Origin of the sequence: Brachybacterium subflavum, from assembly GCF_009299795.1 — a bacterium.
Lineage (GTDB): Bacteria > Actinomycetota > Actinomycetes > Actinomycetales > Dermabacteraceae > Brachybacterium > Brachybacterium subflavum.
Map to the genome: position 1 here is coordinate 26,361 of NZ_VIGP01000004.1, position 26,318 is coordinate 52,678.

Consider the following 26,318-nt stretch of genomic DNA (forward strand, 5'->3'; position numbering starts at 1 on the left):
CGGCCGAGGGCCACAGGGACCGGCCGGGCCCCATCCCCGTGCTAGATGTAGTTGGTCATGACGTTGTCGACGCTGGCGTGCACGGTCTCCCTTGACACGTCCGCATCGAGCGTCATGCGGGCGACGTGAAGAGCGAGATAGGAGACCTCGTCGGCCGAGAGCGCCTCCCCCAGACGCAGCTGGACGATCGTGGCGAGCTGCTCGGCGGTGCGCGTGGCCTCGGGATAGTTGTCGCGGATGCTGAGTCCGATGGTGGATTCCTGCCCGCCCAGCTGGCGGTGGGACTGGATGCGCACGAACAGGTAGCGCACGTGCGTGATGAAGCGGGCCGCGCTCATCGAGCGGCTGTCCAGGTCGAGGGCGAAGCGCTCGGAGACCACGGCGAGCATCTGCTGGATGACGCCGGTCATGGTGTAGGTGAAGGCGAGGTCACCGGAGGCGAAGCCGGCGTTGACCAGGTGGAGCGCGAGAGCCGTGGCCTCCTCGGCACCGAGAATCGGATCCACGTGCTCGTTGATCGCCGCGAGCAGGCTCTGCGCGCGCTCGTACTCCCGGCCGTACAGGGTCTGGACCTCTGCGCGCAGCGGGTATTCCACGGTCTGTCCGCGCCGCGCGCGCTCCAGCGCACCCGCGACGTGGTCGGCGACGGCGATCGCGAGGGTCGGGCGCGTGGACTCGCGGCCCTCGATGCCGGTGGTGCCCAGGGCGATGACCACCGCCCGGAGCACCTCCTCGTCGATCATCGAGAGGGCCTCGGCGAGATGGTCGGGGTCACGGCCGTCGACCGGGACGAAGACCCGCACGATCGCCTCGGCGTCGACCTCGTCGCCGGGTCGCGCCCGGAAGCCGATGCCGCGACCGGTGAGGATGACCTCCTGGCCCTCGCCGTCGCGCGAGAGGACCACGTTGTTGTTCAGGACGCGGAGCACCTTCACCGCGCTTCCTCCCTTCCTCGCTCGTCCTCGAGCTCCGGCATCGTCGTCGGCCGCCCGGCTCGCGCGCGGTGCGCAGTCATCCGCAGCGATCCGCCCTGCCCCATCCTGCCTGACGGGTTGCGCCGATGCCGACCGGGCCCGACGGCGCGCCCCCGCTGAGAGGAGCACGCCGTCGGCCCCGGAGCTCCGCCGCAGGTCAGCGGCGCACGCGCACCACGGTGTCGCCGGCGGCGACCTCGCCGCCCGCGACCGGCTCGACGCTCCCGAGGGACGCCGTGTTGGTGATCGTCATCAGGGTGACCGTCGGATGCCCGGCGGCGCGCACGGCGTCGAGGTCGACGGTGACCAGCAGGTCACCGCGCGTGACCTTCTGGCCCTGCGCGACCGCGACATCGAAGCCCTCGCCCTGCATCTGGACGGTGTCGATGCCGACATGGATGAGCACCTCCACCCCGTCGGACGTGAGCAGGCCGATCGCGTGGCCGGTCTGCGCGACCGACGCGACGGTGCCGTCGACCGGGGCGAGGATCCGCCCGTCGGCCGGGTCGATGCCCAGGCCCTCGCCGAGGGCGCGCGAGGCGAAGACCGGGTCCCCGGCCTCGTCGAGACCGACGATCATGCCGCCGACGGGGGCTCCGATCTCGCGCAGCGCCCCACCCGGACGGGCGGCGCCGCCAGCAGCAGCACCCGCAGCGGGAGCACCCGCAGCAGTGGCGCCCGCACCGGCGCCGGCCGCAGGGACCGCACCCCTGCCCACCGTACCCTCGGAGGCTCCGATGGCCGCACCGACCGGCACCGCGGCGGACTCCCCTTCCGCGGCGCGCTCCTCGGCGCTCGCCTCGACCGCGTCTCCGCCATCGGCGGCATCTGTGACATCGGCGGCACCGGCCGCGTCGCCGCGGTGGAAGGCCTCGAGCTCGTCGCGACGGGCATTGGCCTCGGCGCGCTCGGCAGGGTTCATGTAGTCCGAGAGGTAGACGAGGACCATGGCGATCACGAAGGCCGCGGCGATCGCGATGACGTAGACGCCCATGGGGTCGAAGACGGGGATGGTCAGCAGCGAAGTGAAGGCGAAGGCGCTGGTGTCGACGCCGCCCAGCAGGCCCACGATGAGGCCACCCGCGAGGCAGCCCACGAGCATGCGCGGGTAGATGCGCTTGAAGCGCAGGTGGATGCCGTAGAGCGAGGGCTCCGAGATGCCGCCGAACAGGCCCGCGAGCAGGGCGCCGGTCGCGGTCTGGCGCATCTCGGTCTCGCGGTGGCGCAGGGACAGCAGCAGCACGCCGGCGGTCGCGCCGAAGCAGGCGAAGTTCCACGTGCCCATGGGGCCCTGGATGAAGTCGTAGCCGAGGGCGTTGATGTTCTGCAGCATGAGCGCGTTCAGGGGCCAGTGCAGCCCCAGCGGGACCAGGAACGGGTAGAGCAGCGGGATGAGGATCGCGAAGACGATCGGCGCGTGGGTGTTGAGCCAGGAGAGGCCGACGCCCAGCCCGTTGCCCGCCCAGATGCCGATCGGGCCCAGGACGAAGGCTGTCACCGGGATCATGATGAGCATGGCGAAGAAGGGCACGAACACGAGCTGCACGTTCTGCGGGAACACCTTCTGCAGGCCCTTGTAGAGCAGGGCGAGCAGGGCGACCATGATCAGCGGCACGAAGACCTGGCCGCCGTAGTCGTTGAGCTGCATGGGCAGGCCGAACACGCTCGCCACGCACTGCTGGGTGCCGAGCGTCGCGTTGGTGGTGCAGGTGACGCCGGGGATCCCGGAGTCCGCGTTGAGCATCCCGGTGAAGTTCGGGGTCATCACGGCCGCCATCACGGCGGCACCGACCCACGGGTCGATCGCGAGCTTCTTCGCCGCGTTGTAGGCGACCATGACCGGCAGGAAGTACAGGACCGAGCGCCACATCGCGTCGACGAACACCCAGGTCGCGGACTTGTCCTCGGCGCGGAAGTCGACGACTCCGAGGGCGTCGAGCACCGAGGCGATGGCGATGATGAGCGAGGCGCCGAGCAGCACGCCCATGAGCGGGCGGAAGGAGTCCGAGAGGTACTCGAAGAAGCTGTCGAGCCACGCGAAGCGGCCGCGGCTCTCCGCACGGATCGCGGCCTTGACCTCGGCGTCCGACTGCGGGCGGGCCGAGCCGCTGCTCATCACCGGCAGGTTCATGATCTCGGAGTAGACGCCGGCGACGGCGCCGCCGATGACGACCTGGAAGCGGTCGCCGGACTGCGGGACCGTGCCCATCACGCCGGGCAGACCGTCCAGAGCGTCCCGGTCGACCTGCTGGCCGTCGCGGAGCTGGAAGCGCAGGCGCGTCGCGCAGTGCGTGAGGCTCTCGATGTTCTCGGGGCCGCCCACGCCGCGGACGATGTCCTCCGCGATCGTGCCGGTCCCGCTGGCGGGTGTGGTCATGGCTGCGTCCTCGCATCCTCGGGGTGCTGCATTCGGGCATGAAAAAAGACCTGGGATGCATCCCGATGGGATGCGTCCCAGGTCTTGCCTCCCCGTTCCCGGGAGCCTCGGGCCTGTGGCCGCGGGCTCCCCGCGGGGAGTCACAATCCTGCGAACGAGATCGTTCGGCGAGGACTATAGCACCCCGATCGGGCGACGGCTCACGACGCCTGCGAGGACTGGACCCAGGCCAGGTGCTCCTCGTCGATGTCACCGGTGACGTAGCGGCCGTCGAAGCAGCACATGTCGAGGTCGGTGAGCTCGGAGCCCTCGACGATCGCCGCGCGCAGGTCCTCGATCTCCTGGTAGACGAGATGGTCGGCGCCCAGCACCTCGGCGATCTCGGGGATCGTGCGGCCGTGGGCCACGAGCTCCTCGCGCGAGGGCATGTTGATCCCGTACACGTGGGGGTGGCGGATCGGCGGCGCGGCGGAGGCGAAGGTGACGGAGGCGGCGCCCGCGCGGCGGGCCATCTCGATGATCTGCTGGCTGGTGGTGCCGCGGACGATCGAGTCGTCGATCAGCAGCACGTGCTTGCCGCGGAACTCGAGGGACATCGCGTTGAGCTTCTGGCGCACGCTGCGTCGACGCACGGCCTGACCGGGCATGATGAAGGTGCGGCCGACGTAGTGGTTCTTGTAGAAGCCCTCGCGGTACTCGATGCCGAGCCTGCGGGCGACCTCCATCGCGGCGGGGCGCGAGGAGTCCGGGATCGGCATCACCACGTCGATCTCCTCGACGGGCACGTGGGCGGCGATGGTGGCGGCGAGCCTCTCCCCCATCCGCAGGCGCGACTCGTAGACGCTCACGCCGTTCATCACGGAGTCGGGGCGGGCGAGGTAGACGTACTCGAAGGCGCAGGGGGCGACGGCCTCCGACTCCGCGCACCGGCGCATGAACAGGGCTCCGTCGTGGCGGATGAAGACGGCCTCGCCAGGCTCCACGTCGCGGACGATCTCGTAGCCGCCGTTCTCCAGGACCAGGGACTCGCTGGCCACGGCCCACTCGTCGTGCCCCTCGCCGGTCGCTCCGGGGCGCCGCCCGAGGATCAGAGGCCGGATGCCGTGGGGGTCGCGGAAGGCGAGCAGCCCGTGGCCGGCGATCACGGAGATCACGGCGTAGGCGCCGCGGATGCGGGCGTGGGTGCGGCCGACGGCCTCGAAGATCGCCTCGGGCTCGAGGAGCTCCGAGGTCGTGGTCTCCTGCAGCTCCCCGGCCAGGACGTTCACGAGCAGCTCGGTGTCGCTCGTGGAGTTCACGTGGCGGCGATCGCGCCGGGCCATCTCCTCGGCGAGCTCACGGGTGTTGGTGAGGTTCCCGTTGTGGATGAGGACGATCCCGTAGGGCGCATTGACGTAGAACGGCTGCGCCTCCTCCTCGCGGGAGGCCTCGCCCTTGGTCGCGTAGCGCACGTGGCCCAGGCCCGTCTCGCCGCGCAGGGCGCGCATGTCCCGCGTGCGGAAGGCCTCGCGGACCATGCCCTGGCCCTTGGCGACGTGCATCATCCCGTCCGCCTCGGCGGTCGCGATCCCGGTCGCGTCCTTCCCGCGGTGCTGCAGCAGCAGGAGGGCGTCGTAGATGTCCTGGTTGACCGGCCCGTTGCCGACCATGCCGACGATTCCGCACATGGGGTCGCGTCCCGCTCCGTCCGAACCTGGCGCCCGCCCCTGCGGCGGACGGCACTCGTGCCACGCTACAGGCGGCGCGATCGGCGCGGGCAGGAGTCTCAGTCGGCGTCGATGCCCGCTCGGCTCCCCGCCCGCGCGATGGCGAGGAAGTCCTCGACCGCGAGCGTCTCCCCGCGGCGGGTGGGATCGATCCCGGCCGACGCGATGATGTCGCCCGCGCGGGCGGAGCTCCCGGCCCAGCCGGAGAGGGCCGCGCGCAGCATCTTGCGGCGCTGGGCGAAGGCCGCGTCGATCACGCGGAAGGTCAGGGCGCGCTCGTCCTCGGTGCCGAGCGGCTCGGTGCGCCGGGTGAGCAGCACGAGCGCGGAGTCGACGTTCGGGACGGGCCAGAACACGCGCCGGGAGATCCGTCCCGCGTGCTCGCGCTCCCCGTACCAGGCGGCCTTCGCGCTCGGTGCGCCGTAGACGCGGGATCCGGGCGCGGCTGCCAGGCGCTCGACGACCTCGGACTGCACCATGACCAGGCATCGCTCGATGCCTGGGAAGCGCTCGAGGACGGTCAGCAGGATCGGGGTCGCGACGTTGTACGGGAGGTTCGCGACCAGCGCCGTCGGCTCCCCCGCTCCCGGCAGCGCGGGAAGCTCGGTGACGGCGAGCGCGTCGGCGTGGACGAGGCGGAAGCGGTCCTCGCCGATGCCGCGCTCCGACAGGGTGCGCGGCAGCAGCTCGGCCAGACCCCGGTCGAGCTCGATCGCGGCGACGTCGGCACCCGCCTCGAGCAGCCCCAGGGTGAGGGAGCCGAGGCCCGGGCCCACCTCGAGGACCGCCTCCCCCGCGCGCACCCCGGCGCGCTCGACGATGAGACGGACCGTGTTGGGGTCCACCACGAAGTTCTGGCCGCGCTGCTTGCTGGGGCTCAGGCCCGCGCCCTCAGCGAGCGCGCGGATGTCGCGCCCGCTGAGCAGGATCGAGCCGCTCTCCTCCGCGCCGGCGCCCTCGCTCATGCCGCCGGCCATCCGTAGACCTCCCGCGTGGTGGCGGCGATCTGCTCGCAGGCGACGGCGAGGTCGGTGTCGGTGACCTCGGCGATCGTCGCCATGGTGTGCGGAATCAGGTACGAGGAGTTCGGGCGCCCGCGGTAGGGCATGGGGGTGAGGAAGGGGGCGTCCGTCTCCACCATCACGCGGCCCAGGCCCACGTCGGCGAGGGCGTCGCGCAGGTTCTGCGCGTTCTTGAAGGTCACGTTGCCGGCGAAGGAGAGGTAGAAGCCGCGCTCGACGCAGGCGCGGGCGAACTCGACGTCGCCGGAGAAGCAGTGCAGGACGGTCCGCTCGGGCGCGCCGTCGGCGTCGAGGATCTCCAGGACGTCGGCGTGGGCGTCGCGGTCGTGGATCTGCATCGGCAGGCCGGTCTCCTTGGCCAGCGCGATGTGGTGGCGGAAGGAGTCGATCTGCGCGGAGCGCGCCTGCTCGTCCTTCTTCGAGGTGCGGAACCAGTCCAGGCCCGTCTCGCCGACGACGACCATCCCGGGACCGCGCACCAAGGAGTCGATCTCCGCGAGCGCGTCGTCCAGGCCGATGAGCTCGCGGCCCTCGTGGTCGTGGCCGCGGGCGTGCAGCGCGGCCTCGTTGGGGTGGACGGCGACGCCGCCGCGCAGGCTGGGCGGGCAGTCCTCGGCGCCCACGAGGCGCGCGGTCCACAGGGCGGCCTCGCGGTCCGAGCCGATGGTGATCTGCGCGGCGATGCCGGCCTCGGCCGCGCGGGCGACGTGCTCGGCGATGCTCAGCCCCTCCTCGCCGTCGGCGAAGTCGAGGTGGCAGTGGTTGTCGATCACCGGCGCGGGCAGCGCCTCCGGGATCGGCGGCCAGGAGCGGTCGCGCGAGGAGCGGCGGGGATCGAGATCCTCCCGGTGGTGCACGGGCGCGGCGGGGTCGGGCGCTGCGGACCCTGCGGCGGTCGGGTCCTCGGGGGCGTTCGGCATGGGAACATCGTAGGCGGGGGCCCACCCGCGTCCGACGGAGCCCGCCGACGTCGGCGGCGAGGCCGGTGGTGCATCTCACCTGCCCTGCCCGGGCCGTGGCCAGGGGAATGTGGCAGAATGATCGACCGTTGCGTGTCCTTCCGCGCGCCCGGCGACCCCGTGTCGCCTCAGTCCTCCGGGACGGGCCAGCCCGCTGGGCGGACACCCTCGTCGACCATCATCCAGGACCGTCAAGGAGCGTTCCCATGGCAGTGCCCAAGTTCAAGATGTCCCGGGCTCGCACCCACTCGCGTCGATCGCAGTGGAAGGCCCAGAACGCCGACCTCGTGCAGGTGACGGTCCGCGGTCGCACCGCGTCCGTGCCGCGTCGCCTGGCGAAGGCCTACCAGCGTGGCCTGATCGAGATCGACGACTGATCTCCCGCAGCCGATACTCCCGAGAGGGCCCCGACCGCACGGTCGGGGCCCTCTCGCATGTCCGGGGCCGACGCCGCACCTCGGAGCGCGCTCGCTCCCCGAGCGCGCTCAGCCGCGCCGCTTCTGCGCGCCGTCGTAGAGCTCGCGAGCCCCCACGCCCGAGGCGCCGCGGGCGACGGCCTTCGCCGCGTCCTTCATCCGCTCTCCCGACTCGATGCGGCGCAGCACCTCAGCCACGAGGTCCTCCGGGTCGTCCTCGACGGTGTCCGCGCCCGCGACGACGATCGCGACCTCGCCGAGCACCTCGTGCTCGGCGGTGTGCGCGGCGAGCTCGGCCAGGGTGCCGCGCAGCACCTCCTCGTGGGTCTTGGTGAGCTCGCGGGCGAGCACGGCGCGGCGTCCGGGCCCGAAGCCGTCGCGCATCGCGGCGAGCGCGGAGGACGTGCGGCGCGGGGACTCGAAGAAGACGAGGGTGCGCCGGGCGTCGGCGAGCTGGGCGAAGAGGTTCTCGCGCTGCCCGGGGCCGCGCGGCACGAAGCCCTCGAAGGAGAAGCGGTCGGGTGCCAGCCCCGAGACGGCGAGCGCGGTGAGCACGGCCGACGGGCCGGGGATGATCTGCACCGGCAGCCCCGCCTCGGCCGCGGCCCGCACCGCCCGGTAGCCGGGGTCGGAGACGACGGGCATGCCGGCGTCGGTCACCAGCAGCACGCGCTGCCCCTCGCGCAGGGCGTCGAGCAGCCAGGGCGTCCGCTCGTCCTCGTTGTGCTCGTGGTAGGAGACGACCCGGCCGGTCGGCTCGACCTCGAGCTCGCGGGTCAGGCGCCGCAGCCGCCGCGTGTCCTCGGCGGCGATCAGATCGGCCTCCCCCAGGGCGCGCACGAGGCGCACCGAGGCGTCCAGCGGGTTGCCGATCGGGGTGGCGGCCAGGACCAGGACTCCGGGGGCGAGCATGCGCCCCATGATAGGGCGGTCGGATCGGGCCGACGCCCACCCCGCCCCATCCCGCCCCGGCCCCGTCGACCGAGGATCCGCAGGTGGCATGGCCTAGCATGACCGCGTGCAGCAGACCACGCCAGCGGACGCGGCCGAGGGGCCGGAGGGCCCCCGGAGCCCCGATCCCGGGACCGACCGCGCGGAGCCGCACAGCCACCTGCGCGATGCCCGGGAGGACGCCGTCGAGGCCGAGAGCGTGGGCACGCTCCTGGCGTCGCTGCGCACGCGCCTGCACTGCATGGATCTCACCGGGCGCACGAAGCCCTGGCTCGGGGCGCTGCTCGTGTGCGCCCTCGCCCTGGTGCTGCGGCTCTATCACCTGGGCTCGATCCACGAGCTGATCTTCGACGAGACCTACTACGTCAAGGACGGCTGGACGATCGCCCACCACGGCGTCGAGATGAGCTGGCCCGACGATCCCGACCCCGCCTTCACCTCGGGCGACGTGAACTCCTCCGAGGACCGTGGCGAGTACGTGGTGCATCCGCCGATCGGCAAATGGGTCATCGGCCTGGGGATGCTCGCCCTCGGCGGGGACTCCGCGTGGGGCTGGCGGATCTCCGTCGCGCTGCTGGGGGCGCTCTCGGTACTCATGCTCGCGCGGATCGGGCGGCGCCTGTTCCGCTCCACGGGCATCGGCCTGATCGCGGGCCTGCTGCTCGCCGTCGACGGCCTGCACCTGGTCATGTCCCGCACCTCGCTGCTGGACCTCGTGCTCATGTTCTTCGCCCTCGCCGCCTTCGGGGCTCTGCTCATCGACCGCGACCGCTTCCGCGAAGGGCTGGCGCGCTCGGTCGCCGCCACCCGCGCCCGCGGCGAGGAGCTGCCGCTGCTGGGCTACCGGGCCGGTTTCCGGCCCTGGCGCCTGAGCGCCGGCGTGCTGCTCGGGCTCGCCTGCTCGGTGAAGTGGTCGGGCATCTACTTCCTCGCGGTCTTCGGCATCATGACCGTGCTGTGGGACTGGTGGGCCCGGCGGCGGGTGGGCGAACGGCGCTGGTGGGAGAACGGCCTGTTCCGCGACGCGGTCCCCGCGTTCGTCGCGATGGTCGGCACCTCGCTCGTGGTCTACGTGGCCTCGTGGGCCGGCTGGTTCGCGTCCTCCAAGGGGTACATGCGCCACTGGGCCGAGGAGAACGGCCACGCGGGCGGCAATCCCGTGATCAACGCACTGCGCTCCCTGTGGCACTACCACGCGCAGGCCTACGACTTCCACATCCACCTGGACTCCCCGCACCCCTACCAGGCGAACCCGCTGGGCTGGCTCCTGCAGATCCGGCCCACGAACTTCTACTACCGCTCCTACGACTACGGGGAGATGGGCTGCGAGGTCGAGAAGTGCGCCTCCCAGGTGCTGTCCGTCGGCAATCCCCTGATCTGGTGGTTCGGCGCGCTCAGCATCCTGATCGTGCTCGTGGTCGCGATCTGGAAGCGGGACGGCCGGGCGTGGGCGGCGCTGACGGGCATCATCGGCGGCTACCTGCCGTGGCTGATGTACATGGACCGCACGATCTTCACCTTCTACTCCGTGGTCTACGAGCCCTGGATGATCCTGTGCTTCGCGTACGTCATAGGTCTGCTCGTCGGTTCCCGGTCGGCCGACGGCGAGCGCCGGCTCGCGGGGACCCTGCTCGCCGGCAGCCTGCTGACGCTGATCGTGCTGGTCTCCGCGTTCTTCTGGCCCATCTGGACCGGCCAGGTGATCGACGTCGATCAGTGGGAGTGGAGGATGTGGCTGCCCAGCTGGACCTGAGCGGAGCCGCGCGGACCTGATCGCGGAGCACGTGGCCGACGCCACTAGCATGAGGTCATGTCCCTGGATCCCGGAGCGCTGCGCTCCCTCGCCCGCGACCTTGGCGTCAGCACGGACTTCTGGGGGTGGGACGGCACCCGCAAGCAGGTGGCCGATACGACCCTGATGCGCGTGCTGGCCGCCCTCGGCCACGAGGTCGCCGACGACGCCGACGTGCGCCGCATCCGCGCCGACCGCGCCCGCGCCGCCTGGGCGGCGACGCTGCCGCCCGTGGTCGTCATGCGCGAGGACCGCGAGGAGTCGCTGGCCGTGCACGTCGTCGACGGCACCGCCGTCGAGGTCGAGGCGATCCTCGAGGACGGCTCCCGTCGGCCGCTGACGCAGATCGAGGACTTCACCGCGCCCTACGATCTCGACGGGACTCGGCGGGGCCAGGCCTCGTTCCGGATCCCGCGGGGCCTGCCCCTGGGGTGGCACACGCTCCGCGCGCACACGAGCGAGGGCGGGCACGAGTGCCCGCTCGTGGTGACCCCGGCGCGCATCACCGTGCAGGACGAGCTCGGCGATCGCCGGGCGATGGGCGTGCAGGCGCAGCTGTACTCGGTGCGCTCGCCCCGCTCCTGGGGCATCGGCGATCTGGCCGACGCCCGTGACCTCGCCGCGGTGCTGGGCGTGCGCCACGGCGCGGACTTCCTGCTCATCAACCCGCTGCACGCCTCCCGGCCCGTGCCGCCGATGCTTCCCTCCCCGTACCTGCCGGTGACGCGCCGGTTCACGAGCGCCCTGTACGTGCGGCCCGAGGACATCCCCGAGTTCCGGGATTTGCCGGAGCACGCCCGTCAGCGGATCGCGATGCTGCGCGGCGAGGTCGCCCCCGCTAACACGCGAGCCGATCGTCTCGAGCGCGACCCCGTGCTCGCGAAGAAGATGGAGGCGCTCGAGGAGATCTTCGCCGCGCCCCGCACCCCCGCACGCCAGGCTCTCTTCGACGCCTATCGGGCGCGCGAGGGCGAGGGCCTCGAGGACTTCGCCCTGTGGTGCGCGCTGGACGAGCACCGCGAGGAGCTCTCCGACCGGACGCGGGAGGAGCTCGCCTCGCCCGATTCACCCGCCGCGCAGCAGGCCCGGACCGAGCTCGCGGACCGCATCACCTTCCACGCCTGGGTGCAGTGGGTGCTCGACGAGCAGCTCGCCGCCGCCCAGGCGGGAGCGCGCGAGGGCGGCATGCGGATCGGACTCATGCACGACCTGGCGGTGGGCGTCACCGAGGTGGGCGCGGACGCCTGGCGGCTCGGGGACGTGCTCGCGCGGGGCGTGGGCGTGGGCGCCCCCGCCGACCAGTACAACCAGCAGGGGCAGAACTGGCATCAGCCGCCCTGGCATCCGGAGGCCCTCGCCGCGGCCGGGTACCGGCCCTGGCGCGACCAGCTGCGCACGCTGCTGCGCCATGCGGGCGCCCTCCGGATCGACCACGTGCTGGGCCTGTTCCGCCTCTGGTGGATCCCCGACGGCTCGCCCGCCTCCGAGGGCACCTACGTCACCTACGACCACGAGGCGATGATCGGCATCCTGGCCCTCGAGGCGCAGCGCGCCGGCGCGATCGTCGTGGGCGAGGACCTGGGGACCTTCGAGCCGTGGGTGCGGGACCACCTCACCGAGCGCGGGATCCTGGGCACCTCGATCCTGTGGTTCGAGAACGACGCCGCAGGGGACCCGCTGCCGCCCGAGGCCTACCGCCGCCTGTGCCTGGCCTCGGTGAACACGCACGACCTGCCGCCGACGGCCGGGTACCTCGCCGGTGACCACGTGCGCCTGCGCCACGAGTTGGGGCTTCTCGAGCGGGACCTCGACGAGGAGATCGCCGTGGACGCCGCCGCCCAGGAGAAGGTGCTGGACGCGGTGCGCGCGCAGGGGCTGCTCGCGCAGGACACCGATCCCCGCGCGAACGTGGAGGCGACCGTCATCGCGCTGCACCGCTATCTCGCGAGGACCCCGTCGCTGCTCGTCGGGGTCTCCCTCGTGGACTGCGTGGGCGAGCGCAGGATCCAGAACCAGCCGGGCACGGACTCGGAGTACCCGAACTGGCGGGTGCCGCTGGCCGATCAGGACGGCGAGGTCGTCACCGTCGACGACATCGCCGCCAGCGCCCGGACGACGCGCCTGCTCACCGCGGTGCGGGAGGCGATGGACGCGTGCTGAGGCGGGAGGGCGACGGGCCGCTCAGGCGCCGACGTCCTCCCACTCGTCGCGGCGGGCGAGGAACGCCTGCGCGGCGTCCTTCGCACCGGTGAGGGTGTGGTGGGCGCCCCAGCCGCACTGGACCTCGTTCGCGGCGGGGACCTCCTCGGCCTGCAGCAGGTCACGGAGGGTCGCCTCGAGCACGGGCGCGAAGTCGGCGACCTCGTGCTCGCCGGACAGCAGCGCATAGAAGCCCGTGCGGCAGCCCATCGGGGAGACGTCGATGACGTCGCCGGTGTGGTTGCGCATGTGCTCGGCCATGAGGTGCTCGAGCGAGTGCACGACCTCGGAGTCGAGGTGGGCGACGTTGGGCTGGGTGAAGCGCACATCGAACTTCGTGAGCACGTCGCCGTGGGGAAGCGTCTTGCGGTCGGCGATGCGGATGTAGGGCGCGCGCACGGCGCGATGGTCGAGATTGAAGCTCTCGACGTTCATGCGGGGCGTCTCGGTCACGGCGATCTCCTCGGGTGGCGTGCGGATGCCTCGACCCTAGCGCGAGGAGCGGGCGGTGCGCCCGCGCACGGTTCCCACGAACTCCTGGCGCGCGGCGTCGTCGGCGGCCCTCGGCCAGGCCAGCGCGATCCGGGTGGCCGTCGCATCCGCGAGCGGCCGGTGCACGACGTCCTTGCGGTGGTGCAGCCGGGCGAGGGACATGGGCAGGCGCACGTGGCCGATGCCCGTGGCAACCACGGCGACGCGGTCCGCGGCGTCGTCCGGGTGATCCGAGCGGATCTCGGGGTCCTCAGCGAGGTCGGCGGCGGTGAGCTCCTCGTGGAGGGAGAGGATGTTCTCCGTGCCGACGACGACCATCGGCCGCTCCTCCCAGAGCTCGACGAGGTGCAGGTCGTCCTCGGTCGCGAGCGGCAGGCGGACGAAGCACATGTCGATCTCGCCGGTCCCGAGCGCCTCGGACTGACGGGAGAGGGGCACGGGGACCAGCTCGAGCCGAGCGGGGCGCCGCCCGCTGCGCCAGCGCCGCGCGAAGCGGTCGGGCTCCACGCCGGGGACGTACCCGACGCGCAGCACGGGAACCTCGGCGGGAGCGTCCGGTGATGCCGGCGCGGCCGACGCCCCGCCGGAAGGAGCCGCGGCCGAGCGCGTGGCGGTCGAGCGGCCGGTGCGGCCCTTCTCCTTCGCCCCCTTCGCTCCGAAGCGGCCCGAGGTCTTGGAGGAGCGGCCGGAGCGCGCGGCGGAGGGGCGGGGCCGACGGTTCATGCGCTCAGACTACGGTCCGCTGCGGCTCTCACCGTGCGGCGATGCCGTCGAGCAGGACATCGATCATGCGCGATGCGTCGGCATCCGTGCCGTCGGCGGGACCCGCGTCGCTGAGCCGCCCGAGCGCGTGGATCATGTCCTCGGCGCGGATGTCGCGACGCATGGTCCCGTCGGCCGCTCCGAGGTCCAGGATCCGCTGGACCTCGGGAGCCAGCACGCCGAGGAACTGCGCGGGCAGGGGCGCGTAGGCGGGATCGCCCGAATGCAGGGCCGTCGCGAAGCCCCGCTTCGTCGCCAGGAACCGCGCCAGGCTGTCCGTCCAGAGCCGCAGCGCCTCGCGCGGAGGATGCTGATCGGCCAGGGTCCTCGCGTCCTGGGCGGTGGCCTCGAGCTCGTGCCGGAACACCGCGATGATGAGGTCCGAGCGCAGCGGATAGCTGCGGTACACCGTGCCGACGCCGACGCCGGCGCGTGCGGCGATCTCGCGCATCGGGGCGTCGATCCCGGACTCCGCGAACACCTGCTTCGCCGCCTCGCGCACGGCCTCGGCATTGCGCACGGCATCCGCACGCCGACGCCGCGGGGTGACGTCGCTCTCCGGGGTCTCGGGGGTCTCCGGCCTCTCTTGGCTCACGCGCACCCTCTCTCGGATCGGACGCGGGCGCACGGTCCCGCGGCAGGACATTGACAACCGGAACCATGTTCCGCATAGTTGTGGACGCAGGTTCCGTTTCTTCGGCCAGCCTACCCGGGTCCACCCGGGCCCGGCCCCGTCCCAGGAGGACTCAGATGAAGCACCGCTCGCTCGGCCGCACAGGGATCCAGGTCTCGCCCTTCGCCCTCGGCGCCATGATGTTCAGCTCGTTCGGCAACGGCGACCAGCAGGAGGTGGACGCGATGGTGGGGCGCGCGCTGGACGCGGGCATCAACCTCGTCGACACCGCCGACGCCTACGGCGAATCCGAGGAGATGCTCGGGCGCGCGCTGCGCGGCCGCCGCGACGAGGTGGTCCTCGCCTCGAAGTTCGGGCTCCCGCTCGACGAGGACCCCAACCACCGCGGCGGGTCCCGCCGCTGGATCATGACGGCGATCGAGAACTCGCTGCGCCGCCTGGGGACGGACCATCTCGACCTGCTGCAGCTGCACCGCCCTGACCCGGCCACCGACATCCAGGAGACCCTCTCCGCGCTCACCGATCTGGTGCGCAGCGGGAAGGTGCGGGCGATCGGGACCTCCGACATGCCGGCCTCCGAGATCGTCGAGGCGCAGTGGGTGGCCCGCGATCGCGGGCTCGAGCGCTTCCGCACCGAGCAGCCGCACTACTCCCTGCTGGACCGCACGGTGGAGCGCGAGGTGCTCCCCGTCGCCGAGCGGTACGGCATGGGCACGATCATCTGGAGCCCGCTGGCCAGCGGGATGCTCACCGGCAGAGTGCGCCGGGGGCAGCAGAGCGACCTGCGCCGCACGCAGATGTTCGCGGCGCTCCGGGACCCGCGGCGCATCGACGCCGTGGAGGATCTGCTCGCCCTCGCGCAGGACTCCGGGCTCACGCTCACGCACATGGCGCTCGCCTTCGTGATCGCCCACCCGGGCGTCAGCGCCGCGATCATCGGCCCCCGCACCATGGCGCACCTCGAGGACTCGCTCGCCGCCGCGGAGGTCGAGCTGACGGACGACGTCCTGGACCGCATCGACGAGATCGTCCCACCCGGGACGGGCGTGGGGCGCATGGACCAGGAGTACAGCACTCCCCCGATCCTGGATCCGACGCTGCGTCGCCGCTCGACCGGGAGCCGCGCCGCGGCCTGAGCCGCTCCGCGCACGCCCCTCCCCGAATCGGCTCGGGCTGGCCTCGGCAGGCTCGACCCGGGCATGCCGGGTCGGCTGTCCGCGCATTGCCGGGTATACCGGGGAGGGGTATCGTGCGAGGCCGGGCCGAAGGACGTGCGGCCGACGGGAGGAGCCCCATGAACGGGTACAGCGAGGACAAGGCGGCTCTCGAGCGCCGCATGAAGCGCATCGAGGGCCAGGTACGCGGCGTCGCCAAGATGATCGAGGACGACCGCTACTGCATCGACGTGCTGACCCAGATCTCCGCCGTCAGCCGAGCGCTCGAGAACGTCGCCCTCGAGCTGCTGGACGATCACCTGGGCCACTGCGTCGCCGACGCCGTCAAGGGCGGCGGGGCGAACGCGGACGAGAAGATCGAGGAGGCCACCGAGGCGATCCGTCGTCTCGTGCGGTCCTGATCCCCTCCCCCGCAGCGTGCGTCAGGCGGTCGCCGGGCCGGGCCCGGACGCCGGGTCGGGCCTGCCCGTCCCCGTGACGTCGTCGATCGTCGAGAGCGGCCCGCCGACCCGGTACTGCGCACCGCGATGGTTCGCGGGCAGGCGGTCCCCCGCCCCGAGCAGCTTGTGGCGCAGCGTCCCCGGCGCGTACTCCTGCGGGTAGACCCCGCGGCGCTGCAGCTCCGGCACCACCAGGTCCACGACGTCCTCGAAGGTCCCCGGCGTGGTCGCATAGGCGAGGTTGAAGCCGTCGACGTCGGTCTCCTCAACGATGTCCTGCAGCGTGTCGGCGATCTCCGAGGGAGAGCCGACGAAGACCTGCCCCAGCCCGCCGATGCCGCCGAGCCGCACGATGTCGCGCACGGTCCAGGTCTCCCCGCGCTCGTTGTCGCCCTGGAAGGCGGCGAGCGCGGACTGGATGGCGTTGGACTGCACGTCGCCCAGCGGCGCGTCCAGGTCGTAGGCGGCGAGGTCCACGCCGAGCCACCCGGAGAAGAACACCTCCGTGCCTTCGACGCTCGCGTAGGAGAGCAGGTCCGCGTGCTTCGCGCGGGCGCCGGCCGCCGTCTCGTCGGTGATGATCCTGCTCAGCAGATAGATCTTCGCGTCGTAGGGGCCGCGGCCCGCGTCTACGAGCGCCTTCCGGATGCGCTGGACGGTGCTGCGCGCGACCTCCTTCGTGGGGCCGCCGATGAAGATCGCCTCCGCGTTCTCCGCGGCGAAGCGGACGCCGCGCGGGGAGGCGCCCGCCTGGAAGACCACCGGGGTGCGCTGGGGCGACGGCTCGGAGAGATGGATGCCGGGGACGTCGAAGAAGGTGCCGTGGTGTCCGATGTGGTGCACCTTCTCCGGGATCGTGAACACACCGGACGCGGCATCGCGGACCACGGCATCGTCCTCCCAGGAGCCCTCGAGGAGCTTGTAGATCACCTCGAGGTACTCGTCGGCGTGGTCGTAGCGCGCGTCGTGCTCGACCAGATCGTGCTGGCCCAGGTTCCTGGCCGCCGAGGGCAGGTAGCCGGTGACGACGTTCCATCCCACCCGGCCCTTGGTGAGGTGGTCGAGGGTCGACAGGCGCCGGGCGAAGGGCACCGGGTGCTCGAAGGCGGTGCCCGCGGTGATCCCGAAGCCCACGTGCTCGGTGACGGCCGCGCCGACCGCGGCGAGCTGCACCGGGTCGTTCACGGGCACCTGCGCGCCCTGGCGGATCGCGGCCAGGTCGTTGCCGTCGAAGACGTCGTAGGTGCCCAGCACGTCGGCGATGAACACGGCGTCGAAGAGTCCGCGCTCGGCGACCCGCGCGATGTCCTGCCAGTACTCGATGTCCTTGTAGCGCCAGGACTGGTCCCCGGAACAGCGCCAGAGTCCCGGCGACTGGTGGGCGACGCAGTTCATGTCGAAGGCGTTGAAGCGGATCTGCTTGGTCATGCGCGGGCGACCGCCTCTCGGGTCTCAGCGGGGCGATGCTCCGGGGCGCGATCGTCCGCGGTCCCCTGCCCGTCCGCTGCGGTAGCCGTGCCGACGCCCCAGAGACGGAGGGGATCCGCGCCGTTGACCAGGTGGTCGCCGATGATGCGCTGCTTGTAGATCACCGGGTTGTGGGAGGAGACCGTGCGGGTGTTGCGCCAGTGGCGATCGAGGCCCAGGTCGGTGCTCGTGCCCGAGGCGCCGAGGGCGTTGAAGAGCCGGGTCACGGCCTCGGGGACGAGCTCGGCGAGCACGACCTGGCCCTCGGCGGTGGCGAGCTCGGCCTCGGCGAGGGCCGCCCGCTGCGCCTCGGAGCCGCGCTCGGGCTCGAGGTCGGAGGCGCGCTGGAGCGCTGCGGCGGCGCGGTCGACGACGGCTTCGGCGGCGAAGGCCGCGGAGCGGACCTGCCCGATCACGGCGAGGATCTGACCGTCGTCCCGTGCCCGGGAGGCGAGGCCATGGCTGTACACGCGGGTGCGGGCGCGGACGGCGTCGGCCGCGTCCTCGGCGGCCCGGCGTGCGATGCCCGCCTGCACCACGAGGAGGACGAGCTGGTAGAGCGCCGTCTGGTAGCTGAAGCGGTCCGTGAGCACGATGACGTTACCGGGATCGACGGGCACGTCGTCGAGCACGATCGTGCCCGTCCCCGTGAGCTGCTGCCCGAAGCCGTTCCAGTCGTCGCTCACGCTCACGCCGGGATCGTCCGTGGGCACGAGGACCGCGACGGTCTCGCCGGAGTCGTCGGCCGCGGTGGCATCGGTCCACTGGGCGAAGATGCTGCCGGTCGTGTAGTACTTCCGGCCGCGCAGACGCGGCCCCTGCGGCGTGGAGACCAGGCGGGTCGAGGGGCTCGCGGTCGTGGAGCCCGAGGCCTCGCTCCAGGAGTTGCCGACGATCTCGCCGTCGAGGAACCGGCGCAGCCAGTCCTCGCGCGAGTCGTCGCTCGTGTGCACGCGGTCCTCCACGATCGCGAACTGGCCGCGGAAGATCTGCGGCAGGCTCGAATCGGCCGCGGCGGCGTCCACCCAGATGCGGGCTGCCTGCGGGATGCTCAGGCCCGCGCCGCCGTCGGCGATCGGGATGCGCAGCGCGCCGAACCCGAGGGCCGCGAGCTCGGCGACCTCCTCGCGCGGCAGTCGATGCTCGCGCTCGCGCTCCACGGCGCCCGGGGCGATCCGTGCGAAGACCTCGCGGAACCTCTGCGCGATCTTCTCTGCTTCTTTCGGTGAGGTCACGGCGGTGGGCACCTTCCGGCTCGGGAGTCGTTCGTCCGATCACGGCCTCGGGGCCGTGACGTCTCCCGAACGTATGCGGCGCCCCGCGCCGCACGGAAGGGCCTCGTCACATGCGGAAATGAGGGTTCGCGCGGGCGCGCGGAATGACCCTCAGCAGAGCCCGCCGGGCAGTCGCGTGACGTGTCACGAGCGCGGCGACGCCGGCTCCCACAGCTCGATGCGGTTCCCCTCGGGATCGCGCACCCATCCGAAGCGTCCTACGCCCTCCATCTCCTGCACCGCGTCCTCCACGTCCGCTCCGGCCCTCCGGAGCCGCACGCGCAGGGCGTCCAGGTCGTCGACGCGCAGGTTGAGCATGGCCGTCTGCCCCGACTCGCCGAAGTAGTCGGTGTCCTGCGGGAAGGCAGCGAAGACCGTCGGCCCCGCCTGCTGGTGCCACAGTCCGTTCTCGTCGATGTCGAGTCCCAGCACCTCCCGATACCAGGTGGTGAGGCCCTGCGGATCCGTGGCGCACAGGAAGAAGCCGCCGATGCCGTGCACATGTCCCATGGCGGCGAGTGTAGGCGGACGCCGCGGACAGGCGGAGCGCGCCCCGGGCCGTCCCGCTCCCGCCCTCAGTCCAGCTCGATGGGCGCGATGAGCGAGGGATCGGTGCGATCGATCTTCCGGACGCTGTTGACCTGGCGGTCCACGGGGTGCGTGACCAGGGTCGTCGCGATCTCGTCGGAGGCCTCGCCGAGCTCGTGCTGCAGCGCGCCCTTCTCCTCGCCCTCCAGCTTCTCGGGTGCGAGCCAGCGCCCGAGCATGTCCTCCGGGAGGTAGGCGGGCATGCGGTCGTGGACGTCGCCCGCGGCGTCCTTCGCCTCGCGGGTGATGATCGTGAAGGAGACCTGCCAGGCCTCGCCGTCCTTCCTAGCGGAGGCGAGACCGGCGGCATGCAGCAGACCGCCGTGCTCGGCGTGCACGTAGAAGGGCTGCTTGGCGCCGTCGGCCTGCTCGACCCACTCGTAGTAGCCGTTCATCGGGACCACCACGCGGGCGCTCGCGAAGGGACCGCGGAACATGCCGTTGGTGGTCACCGTCTCGAAGCGCGCGTTGATGGGGCGGGGCCCCTTGTCCTTCGCCCAGGAGGGGTGCAGGCCCCAGCGCGCGGGTTCGAGGGTGCGGCGCAGTTCGCCGTCCTCGTCATAGTGCTCGCGGACGACGGGCGCGAGGGTCGACGGAGCGATCGAGTAGACCGGCGACCAGTCCGGGCCATCCTGGTCCGCCTTGGTGGCGACGTAGGCGCGCAGCAGCCCCGCCTCGTCGAAGTCGAGCACGAACCGTCCGCACATGAGGGCCTCCTCGTCGGCTGGTGCGATGGTAGCCCCACAGCCGCACAGGACTCTCCACTGCCCACGTCAGGCACCGCCCGTCGAGCGCAGATCCCGGCGCATGCCGCCCGCTGCTCGTCTCACCCGTCTCGACCCGGCCTGGAGGGCCTCCGTCCGTGCGCGGGTGGGCGACGTCCTCCGTTCCACCGCCCTGCTCCTTTGGCGGGTGCATGCACCCGCGAGCACGCAGATCAGGACCGCTCCGGATCCACCGCATCGCAGCGCCCAGGGCATCGCGGAAGCAGTAGAGGACTCACGGCATCAGATGAGGCAACTGGTCGCGGCTCACGGAGGCCGGAGTCTTCGTGCGTATAAGGGAGAGGAGGCACCCAGACGTCATATATGTGGAACAGCACTTTGCCGCAACCGCCCATGAACCGTGTGGTCGAAGCGAGGCTCGAAGCCCCTCCCCGGAAGTGCAGCCTCGGAAGTGCAGCCTCGGAAGTGCAGCCTCGCCGGTACCCCCGGTCGCTGAGCGCGCCTCGGTCGACCGAGACCCCGATCCTCGGGGCATCGCCCACCGCCTCTCGACGACCAATGAAGGCGCCCCCACCTCTTTCGGAGGTGGGGGCGCCTTCGCGACCTCTCGGGTCATTCACCGACGACGACCGGTGGCCAGACCGTAGACGACCATGACGATCAGCGCACCGATGACGGACAGGACGACCGTCCAGATGCTCCACGGGTCGGAGAAGACCCCGCTGACGCCCTTCGATCCGAACAGACCGCCGATGAAGCCGCCGACGAGCGCACCGACGACGCCGAGGACGATGGTCGTCCCGATGCCCATGCCCTGCTTGCCGGGCATGACTGCGCGGGCGATGAGCCCGACGATCGCGCCGATGATCAGCCACGAGATGAGAGCTCCGATGAAGCCCATGATGGACACTCCAATGCATGTTGGGAACGGGAGAGGGACATGGATGACCCTGCATGAAGACGGATCGAGGCACGCGCCCATCACGCCGAGGTGCTGTGGCTCACGCCACGAGGCCGAGAAGAAGTCCGCTCCGTCGCCGACGAGAGAGGAGGAGGTGCAGCGCTCTGGGTCCCGGTCCGATACCCACGATGGGGAATCGGAGGCTGAGAGCCGTTGATCCGGGAGCGGTTCGTCGTGGCCACCGAGTACTCCCGGCAACGACGTCGGGGACACCCGATCATCGCTGTCACCTCGTCGATCGGGGCACCGCCGCGCTCGAGCGAATTCGGCACTGGGTCGCGGACACGGCCAATGCCCGTGTCCGGACCGGGCCTTCCTGCAACGCGCTCCTCACTGCAGTCCGCACCCGGCGAATCGATGCCCGAGACCTTTCACGCCCTCTTCCCGGACGAACCCGTCCACCGACAACGCAGCCGGTCGACCGTGGCAGTGGTGGGGATCCCGGTCCTGGACTGCGCCGACTTGCGGTACACGAAGCGTCTGCGCGAATCACCGGCCCTCCGATTCCCGCCCGAGACCGAGATCGAGATCGGAGCATCCGGCGCTCACCTCAGGACGGCCGCGCCCGCGACGGTGGTGGGACGGAACGAGAGCCAGGGAGCTGCGCAGACGAGACCGACGAGCGACTCACGGGGCCCGTGGTTGCGGAGACCCCGGAGAACACGTCGTACTCCTCGAGCTTCACTCAACGGTCGGTGACGGCCGTCCGTATGGGTCGGCCATACGATCGACCCGCAGCTATTCATGGCCGCTGCGTTGCCGCCTCCTCGTCCCAGGAGCTCAGCCCACTGACGCCCCCACTCCGCACAGATCGGACGCAGGAAGACTCTGTAGCGTCGACCGAGTCGAGGAGTCCCTCGGCGAACTCGGCGTAGGTTCACGCGCCACTGCGAAGGTAGGCCTCCATGGTCACTCGCCCACTCGAGCAGAGCTCGACCCTTTCCACGACGCACCTGGATGCTGAGTCCTTCCCACCGCAGCTGCGAGCGTTCATGGAGGTCTCCAAGGACGTCAAAGCTGCTGGGCTACTCCATCGGGCGCGCTGGTACTACGCGCTGGTCGGCGCGGCCGTCCTCGTCCTGCTCGGGGTGTGCGTCGTCGCCTTCCTGCTCCTCGGAAGCAGCTGGTTCCAGCTCATCGTCGCTGGCGCCCTGGGCGTCGCCTTCACGCAGATCGCGTTCATCGGCCACGAGGCCGGGCACCGCCAGGTCCTGGCAGGAGGCACGGCCAACACGCATCTCGCCAGAGTGCTCGCGGGCATCGTGGGCCTCAGCTACACGTGGTGGGACTCCAAGCACTCGCGCCATCACGCCAACCCGAACAAGGTCGGCAAGGACCCCGACGTCGCCGTCGACACGATCTCGTTCCTTCCCGAAGACGCCGCCAGAGCCCGCGGTCTCCAACGATGGATCACCCGCCGCCAGGGATGGCTGTTCTTCCCTCTCCTCACGCTCGAAGGGCTGAACCTCCACCTCCACAGCTTCAGGCACCTGCTGTTCACCCCGAAGGTGAAGCACCGGCCCTCCGAGCTCGCCCTTCTCACTGCCCGCTTCGTCGCGATCGCAGCACCGGTCTTCCTGCTGCTGCCCCTCGGTATGGCGTTCGCGTTCCTGGGTGTGCAGTTCGCGGTGTTCGGCGTCTACATGGGGGCGTCCTTCGCGCCCAACCACAAGGGCATGCCCGTCATCGCCCGCGGTGCACGGCTGGACTTCTTCTCCAAACAGGTCCGCACCTCCAGGAACATCCAGGGCGGATGGTGGGCAACCGCTCTGCTCGGCGGCTTGAACTACCAGGTCGAGCACCACCTGTTCCCCTCCATGCCGCGCATCCACCTCTCGAAGGCACGCGAGATCGTGCGCGCGAAATGCGCGGCCCTGAACGTCCCCTACACCGAGGTACCACTGCATCGTTCGTACATGATCGTCGTGCGGTATCTCAACGACGTCGGCCTGGCAGCCCGCGATCCCTTCGAATGCCCGGTCCTCGCCCAGTACCGGACATGAGACCCCGCGACACGCGCGGCCCGTGCAGTGCAACGCCCCACCCTCGACCGAGAGGGTGGGGCGTTCGCGTACTGCGGGAGGGGCGTGCTCATGGGCCGCTCGTCGTCACGCCGAAGTCGCCGCGACGAATCATCTCCACGATCTCCATGACCACCGCATCGTTGGGAACGACCGCGGTCCCTCGCCCGAGCATGAGCCTCGATCTGACACGGCGCTCAAGGAACGGATCCTCAGGATCCATCCGGCTCAGATCGCGATGTAGCACATCAGCGCTCGTCGGGAACGACACCCGGAGCTCATGGAGGAGCGTGACGGCCGCGTGTGTCATCTTGGCGTTCATTCACCGAGCCTAGGCCCGCGTGATGCACGCGCCCTGACTTTCGGTTCGTATCACCCCGGGTTCGCCTGCAGCAACACCTGCACCCACCGCAGACCCGGGCGACGGCCGCAGTCCATCTCCATTCCCTCAAGGCGGATCCGCCCGAGCATAGTCTCGACCGGGGCCCCGATCGTGAGCCGGTACCCGATGAGGATCGACGAGACGATCTGCCCGCTGCGCTCCGACGCCCCGTACTGAGCCGTGTCCTCCATTCGACGCATTCTGCGCCTCGGGACCCGCACTTCCATTCAGTACACGGCACCCTGTATCGTCCGGCGGATGCAGGAGACCACCGCCATCGACCACACCGAAGCGTTAGCCCGCCTCGGACACGCGCTCTCCGACACCACGCGGGCCAGGATCCTGCTCGCGCTACGTGAAGCACCAGCATTCCCCTCTGACCTCGCAGAGTCTCTCGGCGTCAGCCGCCAGGTCATGTCCAACCAGCTCGCCTGCCTCCGGGGCTGCGGCCTTGTCGAAGGAATTCGCGACGGCCGTAACACCTGGTACCGCCTCACCAACGAACACCTCAGTCACGCTCTCGGCGATCTTCTGCAGCTCATGCTGTTCGTCGACCCTGACTGCTGCAGCGGAGAAGGGTGCACATGCAAATGACCACCCCAGCTACAGCCACCAACCTGACCCCCTCCCGTCGGGCCGTTCTGCAACGCCGCATCCGCTGGATCGTCGCCGCAACCATCAGCTACAACGTCGTCGAGGCGATCGTGGCGCTGGCTGCGGGCAACGTCGCATCCTCCGCTGCACTGGTGGGCTTCGGCCTCGACTCGATCGTCGAAGTGCTCTCGGCCGCTGCCGTCGCGTGGCAGTTCGCGGGCAGGGACCAGCACCGGCGCGAGCCAGTTGCACTACGCATCATCGCGGTCTCCTTCTTTGCCCTTGCCGCGTTTGTCACCGTGGATGCGCTCCGCACTCTCATCGGGTTCGCCGAACCCGAACACTCTCTGGTGGGGATCGTGCTCGCTGCCCTCAGCGTCGCGATCATGCCCGCGTTCTCCCTGTTCGAACGCCGCACCGGTCTCGAGCTCGGATCAGCCTCCGCTGTCTCAGACTCCAAACAGACCCTCATCTGCTCGTACCTGTCGGGCGCCGTCCTGATCGGCCTCCTCCTCAACAGTCTTCTCGGCTGGGGTTGGGCGGACTCGATCGCCGCACTCGTCATCGCCGCCTTCGCGATCCGCGAAGGAATCGAAGCCTGGCGAGGCGACGCCTGCAAGCAGCCCGTCTCTGCGCTGGTGACCGAGAACGACGACACCGACGACTGCTGCTGAACTAGGCCGCCTCCCAGTCGCCCGGATCCTGCGACTCCTCGCCACGTCGCGCCCACTCGTCGTCAGCCGCCGCGGCGGACGGCTCGAGCAGCGGGTACACCCGCTGCTCGATTCGCATCCGTACCTCGTGCGCCCACTCCGCGTCCCGCTCTCGCATGCTCCTCATGCGAGCAGTGTGCGCCCAGGGTGGGACAGAGGGGCTGTATCGGTGAGGACAGTGCGGGGAGGGGTGGGGGCGTCATCGTTGAGCATGAACACCCAATGAACACAATCGCCCCGCTTCCGATGATCCGGAAGCGGGGCGATGTTCTGTCTGACCTGCGTGGAGCTTAGGGGAATCGAACCCCTGACCTTTTCATTGCGAACGAAGAGGATTGCTACACTGAGAGACACGGAATCGGCCTTCTGCCTGCACAGTTAGTCGCCAGTCGTATGCTGGGCGTAGGCCAGACATGTGTATTTGAATGTGTACCCCGGGAGGACAGATGGCGCAGCGTCGACGACGGCAGTACGGGACCGGATCCGTCACACAGAGGAAAGACGGCAAGTGGGTCGGCCGGATTGACGCCGGCTTCACCTCGGAGGGCAAGCGCCGAGTGCGCTCCGTTGTCCGCTCGAGCGAGTCTGAGGCCAAGAACGCGCTCAAGCTCCTCGTCCGCGAGGTCCAGGACAATGGGGGCGAGACCGGAGACGCCCGCACCTCCGTCAAGCACTGGTGCACGCAGTGGCTCTCGATGCGCCACGACAAGGTGCGCCCCGCGACGTTCGCCTCCGACAAGTCCGCCGTGAACCACTGGATCATCCCCACGATCGGGAAGCGCCGCCTCGCCGACCTCTCCCCCGCCGACCTCCGCAAGATCGACAAGGCCGTCCGCGACGCCAACAGGTCGACCGCGACGTCGAAACGGGCCCGCGACGTCCTCACCCTCGCTCTCAAGGCGGCGATCCTCGAGGGCCACACGGTGCCGCAGCGCGTGCTGATGGTGGAGTCTCCTGCCGCGCACCGCTCCGACCGCACGTCGATCCCCGTCGAGGATGCGATCGCGCTCCTCAAGGCCTCCGAGGGCACCCCGGACCGGTCCCGCTGGGTCGCCGCTCTCCTGCAGGGCATGCGGCAGGGCGAGTGCCAGGGCCTCACGTGGGACCGCGTCGACCTCGAGGCGGGCGTCGTCGACATCGGCTGGCAGGCGCAAGAGCTCGTCGCCGAGCACGGCTGCGAGGGCACCTGCGGCCGCAGGCGCGGCGGTTCGTGCCCTGAGAGGCGGTTCCACATCCCCGATGGCTACGAGGCCGTCCAGATCCACGGGCGCTGGCACTGGACCCGGCCGAAGACCGAAGCGGGCGAGAGGCCTATCCCTCTGCTGCCGTGGATGGTGGTCGCCCTGCGCCAGTGGAAGGACGAAGCGCCGGCATCACCGCACGGGCTCGTCTGGCCTTCCGCCGACGGTGGCGTGCGTGAGGACGCCGAAGACCGTGACGCCTTCAAGGCCCTGCAGGAGACTGCCGGCGTGCAACACCCGAATGGGCGCGCCTACCACGTCCACGAGGCCCGCCACGCGACGGCGACCATGCTCCTCGCCCTCGGCGTCGACACGCAGATCATCATCGCCATCATGGGGCACAGCAGCGTCCTCAGCACCAGGCGGTACCAGCACGCCGACCTCAAGATGATGCGCACCGCCCTCGAAGGCGTCGCCCAGCGGCTCGAGCTCACCGCATGACAACGCCCCCGA

26 protein-coding genes are annotated in these 26,318 nt (G+C 70.9%); 9 read left to right on the forward strand and 17 right to left on the reverse strand.

What is annotated here, in order from left to right:
- Nucleotides 1-41: 41 nt before the first annotated feature.
- The 5 genes from FHG10_RS10270 to FHG10_RS10290 form a co-directional block, all read right to left on the reverse strand.
- Complete coding sequence (locus FHG10_RS10270) at nt 42-935, reverse strand: PRD domain-containing protein (protein ID WP_152353249.1); 894 nt, start codon at nt 933-935, stop codon at nt 42-44.
- Nucleotides 936-1,131: 196 nt separating this feature from the next.
- Nucleotides 1,132-3,351 (reverse strand): glucose PTS transporter subunit IIA, encoded by a 2,220-nt coding sequence (locus FHG10_RS10275; RefSeq protein WP_152353250.1) that lies wholly within the window; start codon nt 3,349-3,351, stop codon nt 1,132-1,134.
- A gap of 200 nt (nt 3,352-3,551) precedes the next feature.
- Nucleotides 3,552-5,018, reverse strand: coding sequence for an amidophosphoribosyltransferase (gene purF / locus FHG10_RS10280; protein ID WP_152353251.1), 1,467 nt, complete (start codon nt 5,016-5,018; stop codon nt 3,552-3,554).
- Nucleotides 5,019-5,116: 98 nt separating this feature from the next.
- Nucleotides 5,117-6,022 (reverse strand): 16S rRNA (adenine(1518)-N(6)/adenine(1519)-N(6))-dimethyltransferase RsmA, encoded by a 906-nt coding sequence (rsmA, locus tag FHG10_RS10285; RefSeq protein WP_152353252.1) that lies wholly within the window; start codon nt 6,020-6,022, stop codon nt 5,117-5,119.
- On the reverse strand, nt 6,019-6,999 hold the full coding sequence (locus tag FHG10_RS10290) for a TatD family hydrolase (RefSeq protein ID WP_152353253.1): 981 nt from the start codon (nt 6,997-6,999) through the stop codon (nt 6,019-6,021). The genes rsmA and FHG10_RS10290 overlap by 4 nt, the downstream gene beginning before the upstream one ends.
- Nucleotides 7,000-7,244: 245 nt before the next feature.
- Between FHG10_RS10290 and rpmF the strand changes: the two genes are divergently transcribed.
- On the forward strand, nt 7,245-7,415 hold the full coding sequence (rpmF, locus tag FHG10_RS10295; protein ID WP_152353254.1) for a 50S ribosomal protein L32: 171 nt from the start codon (nt 7,245-7,247) through the stop codon (nt 7,413-7,415).
- A 108-nt stretch (nt 7,416-7,523) separates the two neighbouring features.
- Here rpmF and rsmI read toward each other — a convergent pair whose 3' ends face one another.
- Nucleotides 7,524-8,366 carry a 16S rRNA (cytidine(1402)-2'-O)-methyltransferase gene (rsmI, locus tag FHG10_RS10300; RefSeq protein ID WP_152353255.1) on the reverse strand — a complete coding sequence of 281 codons (843 nt, stop codon included), beginning with the start codon at nt 8,364-8,366 and terminating at the stop codon, nt 7,524-7,526.
- Nucleotides 8,367-8,472: 106 nt separating this feature from the next.
- Here rsmI and FHG10_RS10305 point away from each other — a divergent pair, with 106 nt between their 5' ends.
- Together FHG10_RS10305 and malQ are read left to right on the forward strand one after the other, a co-directional pair.
- Nucleotides 8,473-10,158, forward strand: coding sequence for a dolichyl-phosphate-mannose--protein mannosyltransferase (locus FHG10_RS10305; RefSeq protein ID WP_227488180.1), 1,686 nt, complete (start codon nt 8,473-8,475; stop codon nt 10,156-10,158).
- Nucleotides 10,159-10,215: 57 nt separating this feature from the next.
- Nucleotides 10,216-12,357, forward strand: coding sequence for a 4-alpha-glucanotransferase (gene malQ / locus FHG10_RS10310; protein WP_152353256.1), 2,142 nt, complete (start codon nt 10,216-10,218; stop codon nt 12,355-12,357).
- Between the two features lie 21 nt (nt 12,358-12,378).
- Here malQ and FHG10_RS10315 read toward each other — a convergent pair whose 3' ends face one another.
- From FHG10_RS10315 to FHG10_RS10325, 3 genes are read right to left on the reverse strand one after another with little or no spacing between them, the layout of a single operon-like run.
- Entirely contained in the window at nt 12,379-12,849 is a 471-nt protein-coding gene (locus tag FHG10_RS10315) for an S-ribosylhomocysteine lyase (protein WP_227488181.1), read from the reverse strand.
- A gap of 36 nt (nt 12,850-12,885) precedes the next feature.
- Nucleotides 12,886-13,611 (reverse strand): LysR substrate-binding domain-containing protein, encoded by a 726-nt coding sequence (locus FHG10_RS10320; protein WP_152353257.1) that lies wholly within the window; start codon nt 13,609-13,611, stop codon nt 12,886-12,888.
- Nucleotides 13,612-13,639: 28 nt separating this feature from the next.
- The gene (locus FHG10_RS10325) at nt 13,640-14,245 is read right to left on the reverse strand and encodes a TetR/AcrR family transcriptional regulator (protein WP_227488182.1); all 606 of its coding nucleotides are present in this window, start codon (nt 14,243-14,245) and stop codon (nt 13,640-13,642) included.
- A 155-nt stretch (nt 14,246-14,400) separates the two neighbouring features.
- Here FHG10_RS10325 and FHG10_RS10330 point away from each other — a divergent pair, with 155 nt between their 5' ends.
- The gene (locus tag FHG10_RS10330; protein WP_152353259.1) at nt 14,401-15,420 is read left to right on the forward strand and encodes an aldo/keto reductase; all 1,020 of its coding nucleotides are present in this window, start codon (nt 14,401-14,403) and stop codon (nt 15,418-15,420) included.
- Nucleotides 15,421-15,578: 158 nt separating this feature from the next.
- A complete protein-coding gene (locus tag FHG10_RS10335) occupies nt 15,579-15,860 on the forward strand; it encodes a metal-sensitive transcriptional regulator (protein ID WP_152353260.1) in 282 nt (93 codons plus the stop codon).
- 21 nt (nt 15,861-15,881) lie between these two features.
- On the opposite strand, the gene FHG10_RS10340 is transcribed toward FHG10_RS10335, so the two are convergent.
- The 5 genes from FHG10_RS10340 to FHG10_RS10360 form a co-directional block, all read right to left on the reverse strand.
- Entirely contained in the window at nt 15,882-17,327 is a 1,446-nt protein-coding gene (locus tag FHG10_RS10340) for an LLM class flavin-dependent oxidoreductase (protein ID WP_152353261.1), read from the reverse strand.
- Entirely contained in the window at nt 17,324-18,601 is a 1,278-nt protein-coding gene (locus tag FHG10_RS10345) for an acyl-CoA dehydrogenase family protein (protein ID WP_152353262.1), read from the reverse strand. Before FHG10_RS10345 ends, FHG10_RS10340 begins: the two co-directional genes overlap by 4 nt.
- 183 nt (nt 18,602-18,784) lie before the next feature.
- The gene (locus tag FHG10_RS10350) at nt 18,785-19,150 is read right to left on the reverse strand and encodes a VOC family protein (RefSeq protein WP_152353263.1); all 366 of its coding nucleotides are present in this window, start codon (nt 19,148-19,150) and stop codon (nt 18,785-18,787) included.
- Nucleotides 19,151-19,215: 65 nt separating this feature from the next.
- Nucleotides 19,216-19,935, reverse strand: coding sequence for an SOS response-associated peptidase (locus FHG10_RS10355; protein ID WP_152353264.1), 720 nt, complete (start codon nt 19,933-19,935; stop codon nt 19,216-19,218).
- A gap of 634 nt (nt 19,936-20,569) precedes the next feature.
- Entirely contained in the window at nt 20,570-20,854 is a 285-nt protein-coding gene (locus FHG10_RS10360) for a GlsB/YeaQ/YmgE family stress response membrane protein (protein WP_152353265.1), read from the reverse strand.
- A 965-nt stretch (nt 20,855-21,819) separates the two neighbouring features.
- On the opposite strand from FHG10_RS10360, the gene FHG10_RS10365 reads away from it, so the two are divergent.
- Nucleotides 21,820-22,917: a fatty acid desaturase family protein gene (locus tag FHG10_RS10365; RefSeq protein WP_152353266.1), complete on the forward strand. Its 1,098-nt coding sequence runs from the start codon at nt 21,820-21,822 to the stop codon at nt 22,915-22,917.
- 88 nt (nt 22,918-23,005) lie between these two features.
- On the opposite strand, the gene FHG10_RS10370 is transcribed toward FHG10_RS10365, so the two are convergent.
- Entirely contained in the window at nt 23,006-23,257 is a 252-nt protein-coding gene (locus FHG10_RS10370; RefSeq protein WP_152353267.1) for a hypothetical protein, read from the reverse strand.
- A gap of 50 nt (nt 23,258-23,307) precedes the next feature.
- A complete protein-coding gene (locus FHG10_RS10375) occupies nt 23,308-23,508 on the reverse strand; it encodes a hypothetical protein (RefSeq protein WP_152353268.1) in 201 nt (66 codons plus the stop codon).
- 67 nt (nt 23,509-23,575) lie between these two features.
- Between FHG10_RS10375 and FHG10_RS10380 the strand changes: the two genes are divergently transcribed.
- Together FHG10_RS10380 and FHG10_RS10385 are read left to right on the forward strand one after the other, a co-directional pair.
- Nucleotides 23,576-23,911 carry an ArsR/SmtB family transcription factor gene (locus FHG10_RS10380; protein ID WP_152353269.1) on the forward strand — a complete coding sequence of 112 codons (336 nt, stop codon included), beginning with the start codon at nt 23,576-23,578 and terminating at the stop codon, nt 23,909-23,911.
- Nucleotides 23,908-24,585 (forward strand): cation transporter, encoded by a 678-nt coding sequence (locus FHG10_RS10385; protein ID WP_152353270.1) that lies wholly within the window; start codon nt 23,908-23,910, stop codon nt 24,583-24,585. Before FHG10_RS10380 ends, FHG10_RS10385 begins: the two co-directional genes overlap by 4 nt.
- A gap of 1 nt (nt 24,586) precedes the next feature.
- On the opposite strand, the gene FHG10_RS17940 is transcribed toward FHG10_RS10385, so the two are convergent.
- Nucleotides 24,587-24,751, reverse strand: a complete 165-nt coding sequence (locus FHG10_RS17940) for a hypothetical protein (RefSeq protein ID WP_193636264.1) — start codon at nt 24,749-24,751, stop codon at nt 24,587-24,589.
- Between the two features lie 319 nt (nt 24,752-25,070).
- Between FHG10_RS17940 and FHG10_RS10390 the strand changes: the two genes are divergently transcribed.
- On the forward strand, nt 25,071-26,306 hold the full coding sequence (locus FHG10_RS10390; protein WP_193636265.1) for a tyrosine-type recombinase/integrase: 1,236 nt from the start codon (nt 25,071-25,073) through the stop codon (nt 26,304-26,306).
- Nucleotides 26,307-26,318: the final 12 nt, after the last annotated feature.